We start from the raw sequence: 10,469 nt of genomic DNA, 5'->3' as shown, positions 1-10,469 counted from the left end.
CCGCGGGCGCCGCGGTCGTCGACCTCGGGCTGGACACGGGCTACGGCGCGACGCTGCCCGTCGAGGTCCGCAACCTGGTCACCCCCGGCGCCGCCGAGCAGTACTTCGCGCACGCGGCGGCCGCGGACCTGCGACCGGGCACGGAGTACCACTACCGCTTCCGGCTGGCCGACGGCAGGCTGACCCCCGACGCCACCTTCCGCACGGCCCCGGCCCCCGGTGACCGCACCCCGTTCGTCTTCACCGCCTTCGCCGACCAGGGCGTGAACACCGGCGGCGGGGACTTCGCCAACCGCTACGACTCCGACTCCGGCCGCACCGCGAGGCCCGCCGACAGCCTGACCGCGCTCGTCGCGGCCGACCGGCCCGCGTTCCACCTGCTCGCGGGGGACATCTGCTACGCCGACCGGCCCGGCAAGGGCGAACCGGACGACGCCTTCGACCCCGGCCTGTGGACCGCCTACCTCACCGCCGTGGAGCGCAGCGCCGCCACCACGCCGTGGATGTTCGCCACCGGCAACCACGACATGGAGGCGATGTACGACGACGGCGACGCGGGCCACGGCTACGGGGGCCACGCCGCCCGGCTGGACCTCCCGCGGACCGGCCCGGCGGGCTGCCCGTCGGTCTACGCCTTCACGTACGGGTGCGTGGGCGTGGTCAGCGTGGACGCCAACGACCTGTCCACCGAGATCCGCGCCGTCACCGGCTACAGCGACGGCGCGCAGACCCGCTGGCTGCAGCAGACCCTCGCCGGGTTCCGCGCCGATCCCGCGGTGACCTTCGTGGTCGTCTTCTTCCACCACTGCGCCTACTCCACGAGCGACTCCCACGCCTCCGACGGCGGCGTGCGCGAGGCCCTGACCCCGCTGTTCGACCGCTACGGCGTCGACCTGGCGGTGCAGGGCCACAACCACCAGTACGAGCGGACCGACCCGATCCGCGCGGGCAGGCCCACCCGGGAGGCTCCCGACGGGGCGACGGTCCACCCCGAGACGGACGGGACCACGTACCTCTGCGTCGGCTCGGGCGGCCGTTCCCACAACGGCTGGCTCGACGACGCCGGCGACCGCCACCGCGGCAGCCCGGGCGAGGACGAGGAGATCCGCAGCCGCGTGACCGGCGAGGACGGCACGGACGACGAGACCGTCGGCTGGTCCCGCGTGCGCTACCAGGGCTACGCGTACGTGCGGGTGGAGGTGCGCCCCGAGGCCCCCGGCCGGACGGCGACCCTGCGGGTCCACGCGATCACCGACGGCGGCGAGGAGATCGACCGGGTCGACCTCGCCCGCCCGGTCCCCGGCATCGCGGCGGCGGCCCTGTCGGTCCCGGCAGGACGGCCCGTCTGACCTGGTCAGAGGTGCGTTCGGTCACCCCGGCTGGCGGTGCCCGCGCGCCGCGGGGCAGACTGATCAGGCACCGTAGGGGAGTATCCCGCCCGCGGTGGCGTCGTCAGCACGGCGAGGGGCTCCGCAGCCCAGGATCGACAATCATGCGGACCCCGGACCCGGCGCCACCGATCCGCTGGTCGCGGAGGGGAGAGACCTCGGGGCGGCCTGATGCTGCCCTCGACACCCCCTGGAGACTCCCCTCGTGAACGTGCCTGTCTGGCTCTGGTTCGCCACCATCGGCGGCCTGGTCGCGATCATCCTCGCGGACCTGTTCCTGGTCGACCACAAGCCGCACGCGGTCACGATCAAGGAGGCCACCCGGTGGGTGCTCTTCTACGTGGCGCTCGCGGTGCTCTTCGGCCTCGGCATCTGGTTCTTCGCGGGTGGCCAGTACGCCGGTGAGTTCTTCGCCGGGTACATCACCGAGTACTCGCTCTCGGTGGACAACCTGTTCGTCTTCGTGATCATCATGTCCAGCTTCGCGGTCCCCGCGATCCACCAGCACCGGGTGCTGCTGGTCGGCATCGTGATCGCGCTGGTCATGCGCGGCGCGTTCATCGCCGTCGGCGCGGCCGCGATCAACGCCCTGAGCTGGATCTTCTACATCTTCGCCGCGTTCTTGATCTACACCGCCGTGAACATGGTCCGGCAGGGCGTGGGCGGCGGGGACGAGGAGTGGAAGGAGCCGAAGGTCGTCTCCCTGGTGCGCCGGGTCTTCCCGGTCACCGAGGAGTTCCACGGCTCCAAGACCACCGTGAGGCTCGACGGCAAGCGCTGGGTCACCCCGATGCTCATCGTGATGATCGCGATCGGGCTCACCGACCTGCTGTTCGCGCTGGACTCGATCCCGGCGATCTTCGGCCTCACCCAGGAGCCGTTCCTGGTCTTCACGGCCAACGCCTTCGCCCTGATGGGGCTGCGCCAGCTGTACTTCCTGCTCGGCGGGCTGCTGAAGAAGCTGATCTACCTGTCCTACGGCCTCGCCGTCATCCTCGCGTTCATCGGCGCGAAGCTCGTGCTCCACGCCCTGCACGAGAACGAGCTGCCGTTCCTCAACGACGGGCAGCCGATCCCGGTCCCCGAGGTGAGCATCGCGGTGTCGCTGCTGGTCATCGTGGGGGTCCTGGCGATCACCACGGTCGTCAGCCTGGTCGCGGTGAAGCGGAACCCGGCGCTGGCCGAGGGCCACGGCTCGCCCGTCACGGTGCCGGTGGCACACGACGCCGCCGAGGCCGCGGAGATCAACGCGCACGACCGCGCGATCGACGAGCGCCAGGCCGAGGAGGACAGCCACCACACGGGCAGGCCCGCCGAGCAGCACTGAGCCTCGTGCTCAGGGCTCGAGGTGGTGCAGGTCCACCCAGCGGAGCTCGCCGTCCTGGGCCGTCGCGGTCAGCCACGTGTGCGTGGGCATGCGGCGCCGGTCCGTCGGCGACCCGGGGTTGAGCAGCCGCAGGCCCGTGCTCGCCACGGAGTCCCACGGGATGTGGGAGTGGCCGAAGACGAGCACGTCCTCGTCGGGGAACCGGGTGGCCGCCCGCCGCTCGCGGCCCTGTGCGGCCCCGGTCTCGTGGGTGACCGCGAACCGGAGGCCGCCCGCGATGAAGCGGGCCACCTCGGGGAGCCGCTCGCGCAGCTCGGGGCCGTCGTTGTTGCCCCAGACGCCGACGACCCGGGGCGCCCGCTCGAGGAGTGCGTCGAGCAGCCCCGGGTCCATCCAGTCGCCCGCGTGCACCACGAGGTCGTCCGCCCCGAGCTGGTCCACGGCCTCCCACAGCCGGTCCGGGAGGGTCTCGGCCCGGACCGGCACGTGGGTGTCGGACATGATGAGCAGTCTCACCTCACGGCGACCAGGTCCACCACGAAGATCAGGGTCTCGCCGCCCTTGATGGCACCACCCGCGCCGCGGTCGCCGTAGCCCAGGTGCGGCGGGATCACGATGCGCCGGCGGCCGCCGACCTTCATCCCCTGCACACCCTGGTCCCAGCCCTGGATGACCTGGCCCGCGCCGAGGCCGAAGTTCAGCGTCTGGCCGCGGTTGTACGAGGCGTCGAACTCCTCGCCGGTCGAGTGGGCGACGCCGACGTAGTGCACCGCGATCTGGTTGCCTGCCTTGGCCTCGGGGCCGTCGCCGACGGTGATGTCGGTGATCTCGAGCTGGGTGGGGGCGGGGCCGTCGATCGGGTCGACGACCGGCTTCTGCGGGGCCACGGTGGGTCCTCCTGTGGGTGTGTGGATACGTCCTGGGAGTCGGTCGACCACCCTGCCAGACCTGTCCCTCCGGAGGTGGTGCGGGCCCCGCGCGGCCGGGTACGCATGGACCATGTCGCCGTCGACGCCCCGCGTCCGTTCGTTGCACCGCTTCCCCGTCAAGTCCATGCAGGGGCAGGAGGTCGAGTCGCTGGCCCTGCTGCCGGGCGGTGCGCTCGGCGACCGCGCCTACGCCGTGGTCGACACCGCCGACGGGACCGTGGCCAGCGCGAAGTACCCCCGCAAGTGGGGCGCGCTGCTGGGCTGCTCGGCCGCCTTCCTCGGCGAGCCGACGCCGGACGGCCCACCGCCGCCCGTCGCCGTCACGTTCGCGGACGGGCGGGTGCTGGAGTCCGGTGCCGAGCTCGACGCCGCCCTGTCCGAGCTGCTCGGCCGCGCGGTCGCGCTGTCCGCGGATCCGGTGGCGGGCGCGGAGTTCGAGGAGCAGTGGCCCGTGATCGAGGGCCTGGCGCCGCAGGGGTTCATCGACGACACCACCGTGGAGCACAGCGACGGCGAGGCGGTGAGCCGGATCGCCACGGCCGGGCTGACGCCGTCGGACTCCTTCCTCGACCTCGGCGTCCTGCACCTGATGACCACCTCCACGCTGGCCGCGCTCCGGGCGGCCGCCCCGGACGCCACCTTCGCGCTGCGCCGCTACCGGCCGAACCTGCTGCTGGACACGGGGGAGGAGCCCGAGTTCCTCGAGGACGAGTGGGTGGGCCGGACCCTCGCGGCGGGCGACGCGCGGATCACCGTGACCATGCCGACGATGCGCTGCGTCATGACCACCCTCGCGCAGGGCGACCTGCCCCAGGACCGGGACACCCTCCGCACGATCGCGAGGGTCAACCGCCGGACCATCCCCGGCATGGGGACCTGGGCCTGCGCCGGGGCCTACGCGGACGTGGCGGAGAGCGGCACGGTGCGCGTGGGCGACACCCTGGCCTGACGCGCGGGCCGCCGGGCCCGGAGGTACGTTCGCCAGTGCCATGACGAGCGCCGCCACCACCGAGACCTTCACCCCGGACCCACGCCGCTGGCGGGCCCTCACCGTCACCCTCGCCGCCGGGTTCATGACCCTGCTCGACGTGAGCATCGTGTCGGTGGCCCTGCCGTCGATCCAGCAGGGGCTCGGCACGGACCCGGCGGGCGCCCAGTGGGTGGTCTCCGGGTACGCGCTGACCTTCGGGCTCGCTCTGGTCCCGGCAGGCAGGCTCGGCGACGCTTTCGGGCGGCGCCGGATGTTCCTCATCGCGCTGGTCGCGTTCGTGCTGTGCAGCGCGGCCTGCGGTGCGGCGCCCACGATCGAGCTGCTGGTCGTGGCGCGGCTGCTGCAGGGGCTCGCGGCCGGGACCCTGGCCCCCCAGAACTCGGGCCTGATCCAGAACCTGTTCCGCGGGGCCGAGCGCGGGCGGGCCTTCGGGTTCTTCGGCGCCACCGTGGGGATCTCGACGGCGGCGGGCCCGATCGTCGGCGGCCTGCTGCTGGCCGCGTTCGGCGAGCCGGACGGCTGGCGCTGGATCTTCTACGTCAACGTCCCGATCGGCGTGCTCGCCGTGGTGCTGGCGGCCCGGCTGGTGCCCAGGGTCGGCACCGCGGGCGACCGCAAGCCCATCGACTGGCTGGGTGCGGCGCTCCTCGGTGGATCCGTGCTGGCCCTGCTGTTCCCGCTGGTCCAGGCCGAGTCCGGCGGGATCGCGCGGTTCTGGTGGCTGTTCCCGATCGGTGTGGTGCTGGGTGTCGTGTTCGTGCTCTGGGAGCGCCGCGAGCTGCGGCGCGAGCAGGAGCCGCTGCTCGACCTGCGGCTGATCACCCAGACCTCCGGGTACGCCGCGGGCGCCCTGGTGGGGCTGGTCTACTTCACCGGCTTCTCGGGTGTCTGGATCGTGTTCGCGCAGTTCTTCCAGAACGGGCTGGGCTACACGCCGTTGCAGTCCGGGCTGTCGGTGACCGCGTTCGCGGTCGGGTCGGCGGTGTCCGCGGTCGTCGCGGGACGGCTGGTCGAACGGCTGGGCCGCAAGCTCACCGTGATCGGGCTGGGGCTGGTGGCCGTCGGCATCGCCGCGACGGCGGTGATCCTGCTGCTGGCACCGGGGGACATGGCCGGGTTCTGGGTGGCGCCCGCGTTGCTCGTCGGCGGCATCGGCGGCGGCTGCACGATCTCCCCGAACATCACGATGACGCTGCGCAACGTCCCGGTCCGGATGGCGGGCTCGGCGGGCGGTGCCCTGCAGACCGGGCAGCGCGTGGGCGCGGCGATCGGCACGGCCCTGGTCGCGGGCGTGTTCTACGGCGTCCTGGCGGCGGCCGGGAACTCCTACCCGGCCGCGATCGCCGGGGCGCTCGCGGTGGCGGTGCTGACCACGCTCGTGGCGCTGGGCATCGCGATCCGGGACTTCGTGAACGAGCGCGCCCGGGGGAACGACGACCCGGTGGGGGAGCACGACGACCTCGGCGCCCCCCACCACGTCGCGCACGACTAGCTGACCCCGAGCGCCTTCTTGAGGAACTCCACCTGCAGGAGCAGCAGGTTCTCGGCCACGACCTCCTGCGGGGTCATGTGCGTGACCCCGGAGAGCGGCAGCACCTCGTGCGCGCGGCCGGCGGCGAGCAGGGCCGAGGACAGCCGGAGGGTGTGCGCGGCGACGACGTTGTCGTCCGCCAGGCCGTGGACCAGCAGCAGCGGCCGGTTCGGCTGGTCGGCCGACGGGGGCACGGCGGCGTCGCCGAACAGCGACGACCGCTCGTACGCGGTCTTCTCCACCTCCGGGTGGCCCAGGTAGCGCTCGGTGTAGTGGGTGTCGTAGAGCGCCCAGTCGGTCACCGGGGCGCCCGCGACGGCCGCGTGGAACACGTCCGGGCGGCGCAGCACGGCCAGGGCGGCGAGGTACCCGCCGAAGGACCAGCCGCGGATGCCGACCCGGGTGAGATCCAGGTCCGGGTGCTCGACGGAGAGGGCCCGCAGCGCGTCGATCTGGTCGTCGAGCACGGGTTGGGCCAGGTCGAGGTGCACCGCACGCTCGAACTCCGGCCCGCGACCGGGCGTGCCCCGCCCGTCGACCACCACGACCGCGAAGCCCTGCTCGGCGAACCACTGGCTGGTCAGGTGCGCGTTGCGGGCCGAGACGACCCGCTGGGCGTGCGGCCCGCCGTACGGGTCCATCAGCACCGGCAGCGGGGTGCCGGGCTCCCACCAGCTCGGCAGGAGCAGCGCGGTGGCCAGCTCCCGCTCGCCCGAGCGCAGCAGCGTGACCCGGGGCTCCAGGTCGGGGACGACCGCGTGCGAGGCGAGCTCGTGGACCGCGCCTGCCGCGTGCACCGCGGTGCGGCCGGGGGTGTCCAGGTCGGTCGAGCTCACCACGAGGGTGCCGCCCGCCAGCCTGCCGGAGTGCAGGCCGGTCGCGGGTGTGACGCGCTCGAGGCCCGCGGGCGACCAGGTCCAGACCGACGTGGAGGTCGGGTCCTGGTCGGACGCCGCGAGGAGCACGGTCTCGCCGTCGACCCCGAGGACGGCCCTGACCTGCATCGACCGCGGCGTCACGGGCTCGCCGCCCACCACCAGCCTGCGGGCGCCCTCGCGGTCGTCGACCTGCACGAGCGTGCCTGCGGCGGTGCGGGCGGGCACACCCGGGACGATCTCGACCCAGACCGGGTCGGTGCGTTCGTCGAGCACCGTGGTGGCGCCGGTGTCCGGGTCCACGGCGAGGGTCCGCAGCGCCCGCTGGTCCCGCGGCTGGACCTGGACCATCAGGCCGTGGGCGTCCCACACGACGTCGACCAGGTACTCGTCGTCGAAGGGGACCGGGACCCGGCGCCCGTCGAGCCCGACGACCTCAAGCGACACCGCCGCGTTGGGCGTGCCCGCGGCGGGGTAGGCGACGCGCGTGGGCTCGGTGTCGGGGTTCGCGGGGTCGGCGATCCACCAGGTCCGCACCGGCGACTCGTCGACCCGCGCGACGGCGAGGCGCTCACCGTCCGGCGACCACCAGTAGCCGCGCATCCGGCCCATCTCCTCCGCGGCGGCGAAGTCGGCGAGACCGTGGGTGACCTGGGGGGACTCGGGGGAGACGAGGGTCGTGGTCGTCCGTGCGGCGACCAGGTGGACGTGCAGCGCCCCACCGGCCACGTAGGCGATCCGGGCCCCCGTGGGGTCCAGCCGCGGGTCGATCACCGCGCCCTCGGTCTCGACGAGCCGCGGCGCGAGGCCGCCCGCGAACTCGGTCAGGTAGAGCTTGCCGGACAGCGGGAACACCGCCCGGGTGACGGCGCGGTCGGTCGCGTACGACACGATCCCGCCCGCCTGCTCCCGGCTCCGCTCGCGGCGGGCGCGCTCCTCCGGCGGCAGGTCCTCGACGTCGGTGGGGTCCAGCTCGCGGGGGTCGACGACGAGCCGCTCCTCGCCGGTCTCCACCTCGTAGCACCACAGCCGGGTCACCGGGTCGGTGCCGGACCCGCTGCGCAGGAAGACGACCCGGCCGCCGTCGGGGGAGACGGTGGTCCCGCGGGGCGCCCCGAGGGTGAAGCGGCGGGTGCGGGCGTGCAGGCGGGGGAAGGACTCCGTGCTCACCGACGCAGTCTGCCCGACGTGGTGGCGAGGGGCAGCGAGCGAGGTCACCGCAACACGGCGCGCCCGACCCGATCGCGGGATCGCGCCGAACGACCGCCTGCCGCGGCACGTGTCACCGCGTCACCCACGCGGATGAGGCCGCCGTCCGTTCGCCCCACCCGCGACACCACCCGGCCCACGACCCGTCGCCCGGGTGCCACCGACACGTTTCCCGTACGTCCCCACCACTGGAGGTGAGACGGATGATCAATGTGTCCCTGTCGTCCCGAGCGCTGGCCGCGGCCCGCTCGGTGGATCCGCTCGTGTCGCCCGCCGCGGTGCACGCGGCGGTCGAGATCGCGGTGGCCGAGCAGCTGCGCGAGGTGGCGGCCTGGCCCGCGGACCGGATCCGCGCGAAGGCGGACCGGATCGCCCAGGAGCTGCCGAGCTAGCGTCCCGCACCGCGAAGCCGCCACACATCTCGACGGCCCAGCCAGGCGGCGTTGCCGGTCCGGCGAGTACACCCGGTACGAGCCTCGGACCGGCTGCCTGGCCTGCCTGAACCTGGATCCGCCGAGACACGCGACGGACTCGCGGTGCGGGCCACTAGTTCACGCACGGCACCGCGGCGGCGTCGATGACCGGGCGGTCCCGCCAGGGGTCGGCGGGGGTCGGCACGGCGGTGGTCGGCACGGTGGTGGTCGGCACGGTGGTGGTCGGCACGGTGGTGGTCGGCGCGGTGGTCGGTGCGGGGCCGGTGGTCTCCGTGGGCCCGCTGGCGCGGATCCTGGTGGCGTCCGGGGTGTCGGTGGTGGGCCCCGGGGTCTCGCCCGCGCGGGCGTCGCTGTACAGCACGGTGTGGACGAAGGCCCGGACCGCCGCGTCGTCGACCTCGACGGCCATCCCGTCCGAGGGCGTCGACAGGTCCGGTCGGACCGTCGGGATCGTGCGGAAGACGACGTCCGCGCCCGCGAGGGTGCCCAGCTGCCCGACGAGCTGCTCGAGGTTCCAGCCGGAGTCGAGGACCACGTAGCGGGTCACCACGCCGAGCAGGTCGGCCACCCGGCCCGGGTCGGTCAGCGTGCCGGTGGCCAACACCTGGTGGGTCAGACCCGCCATGTAGGCCTGCTGGCGGGTGATCCGGTCGAGGTCGCCGCCGTCGAGCCCGTGCCGCTGGCGGACGAACGCGAGCGCGGTGCCGCCGGTGACGGTCTGCGGGCCCGCGGGCAGGTCGACGCCGGAGTAGGCGCGGTCGTCGACCGGGCGGTTCAGGCACACCGGCACGCCGCCGAGGGTGTCCGTGAGCTCGACGAACCCGGCGAGGTTGACCTCGGCGTAGTGGTCGATCGTGGTGCCGGAGGCCTGCTCGACCGTCGCGACGAGGGTGGCCCGCCCGGCCTCGCGGCTGCGCCGGTCCAGGTCGGCGCCGCTCACGCCCTGCGCCTCGAGCCGGTCCTGTTCGGCGCGGTAGCCGCGGCCGTACGCCGAATTGATCTTGTGGCGGCCGCTGCCGTCCGCGATCGGCACGTAGGAGTCCCGGGGGAAGGACACGGTGACGACCGGCGCCCCCGGATCGGCGGGCACCCTGACCAGCATGATCGTGTCGGTGTGCAGCTCACCCCCGTCGTCGCCCGCGTGGATGGCGGCCAGCAGCTCGGGCGAGAGCGGGTCCCCGTGGGCGTCCGTCCGGCTGTCCATGCCGACCAGCAGCGCGGTGTAGCTGCGCCGGGGTGCGCTCGCGGGCGCCCGCTCGGTGGGGCGCGCGGCGAGGACCTCGCTCGTGGCGAGGTCCGTGCTGAACGAGCGGTAGAGCGCCCAGGCGTAGCCCGTGCCCGCCAGGACCGCCACGGCGACGAGCGCGACGACGGTCCGGCCGAGGCCGAGCAGGATCCGGGGCGACCGTCGGGGGCGCGGGGGTTCGTCCATCTGTCCTCTCCGGGGCGGGAGCACCGCTGGTCCCGGATCCGATCCCGACGGTGCGATGGCCCTGGAGGCTGGTGGTGGCGTGACCCTACGACGGCGAGCTGCGCACGTGCCGCTCCCGACCGCCGCGACCACCCGTCCGGCCCAGCGTGGACGTCACTCAGTGCTGCCGAGAGCATCGCACGAAGGGGTGAAGGGATGCGGCCGGAGTGACTAACCGTCGTTCGGCATACCAGACTAAGCCCGGCATGAGTCGACCGGGCTAGGGGGATCCACGGGTGAGCACGCACAGGGCGACCACGAGCGGCAGCGGCGGCTTCCGGGCCGTCGGTCCGAAGCCGCCGGTGCCCTACCAA

9 protein-coding genes are annotated in these 10,469 nt (G+C 73.9%); 5 read left to right on the top strand and 4 right to left on the bottom strand.

Annotated features, from left to right (window positions below; all coding sequences use genetic code 11):
* Both H5J29_RS09500 and H5J29_RS09495 read left to right on the top strand, forming a co-directional pair.
* Positions 1 to 1,349 (top strand): purple acid phosphatase family protein (locus H5J29_RS09500; RefSeq protein WP_220187184.1); only part of this gene is annotated, 1,349 nt, incomplete at its 5' end.
* A 244-nt stretch (positions 1,350 to 1,593) separates the two neighbouring features.
* Positions 1,594 to 2,715, top strand: a complete 1,122-nt coding sequence (locus tag H5J29_RS09495) for a TerC family protein (RefSeq protein ID WP_181780556.1) — start codon at positions 1,594 to 1,596, stop codon at positions 2,713 to 2,715.
* 9 nt (positions 2,716 to 2,724) lie between these two features.
* Here H5J29_RS09495 and H5J29_RS09490 read toward each other — a convergent pair whose 3' ends face one another.
* The gene (locus H5J29_RS09490; RefSeq protein ID WP_181780555.1) at positions 2,725 to 3,231 is read right to left on the bottom strand and encodes a metallophosphoesterase family protein; all 507 of its coding nucleotides are present in this window, start codon (positions 3,229 to 3,231) and stop codon (positions 2,725 to 2,727) included.
* The gene (locus H5J29_RS09485) at positions 3,228 to 3,602 is read right to left on the bottom strand and encodes an FKBP-type peptidyl-prolyl cis-trans isomerase (protein ID WP_181780554.1); all 375 of its coding nucleotides are present in this window, start codon (positions 3,600 to 3,602) and stop codon (positions 3,228 to 3,230) included. The genes H5J29_RS09490 and H5J29_RS09485 overlap by 4 nt, the downstream gene beginning before the upstream one ends.
* A 112-nt stretch (positions 3,603 to 3,714) precedes the next feature.
* Between H5J29_RS09485 and H5J29_RS09480 the strand changes: the two genes are divergently transcribed.
* Both H5J29_RS09480 and H5J29_RS09475 read left to right on the top strand, forming a co-directional pair.
* Positions 3,715 to 4,593 carry an MOSC domain-containing protein gene (locus H5J29_RS09480; protein WP_181780553.1) on the top strand — a complete coding sequence of 293 codons (879 nt, stop codon included), beginning with the start codon at positions 3,715 to 3,717 and terminating at the stop codon, positions 4,591 to 4,593.
* A gap of 40 nt (positions 4,594 to 4,633) precedes the next feature.
* Positions 4,634 to 6,127 (top strand): MFS transporter, encoded by a 1,494-nt coding sequence (locus H5J29_RS09475; protein WP_181780552.1) that lies wholly within the window; start codon positions 4,634 to 4,636, stop codon positions 6,125 to 6,127.
* Here the strand turns inward: H5J29_RS09475 and H5J29_RS09470 are convergent.
* A complete protein-coding gene (locus H5J29_RS09470) occupies positions 6,124 to 8,211 on the bottom strand; it encodes a S9 family peptidase (RefSeq protein WP_181780551.1) in 2,088 nt (695 codons plus the stop codon). The genes H5J29_RS09475 and H5J29_RS09470 overlap by 4 nt on opposite strands.
* Before the next feature lie 242 nt (positions 8,212 to 8,453).
* On the opposite strand from H5J29_RS09470, the gene H5J29_RS09465 reads away from it, so the two are divergent.
* Complete coding sequence (locus H5J29_RS09465; protein ID WP_181780550.1) at positions 8,454 to 8,642, top strand: hypothetical protein; 189 nt, start codon at positions 8,454 to 8,456, stop codon at positions 8,640 to 8,642.
* A 154-nt stretch (positions 8,643 to 8,796) separates the two neighbouring features.
* On the opposite strand, the gene H5J29_RS09460 is transcribed toward H5J29_RS09465, so the two are convergent.
* Positions 8,797 to 10,116: an LCP family protein gene (locus H5J29_RS09460; protein WP_181780549.1), complete on the bottom strand. Its 1,320-nt coding sequence runs from the start codon at positions 10,114 to 10,116 to the stop codon at positions 8,797 to 8,799.
* Between the last annotated feature and the right edge of the window lie 353 nt (positions 10,117 to 10,469).

The sequence above is a fragment of the Pseudonocardia pini genome (assembly GCF_013870575.1).
Classification (GTDB): domain Bacteria; phylum Actinomycetota; class Actinomycetes; order Mycobacteriales; family Pseudonocardiaceae; genus Pseudonocardia; species Pseudonocardia pini.
The sequence above is the reverse complement of the archived record's forward strand: the minus strand, read 5'-3'. Positions and strand labels throughout refer to the sequence as shown.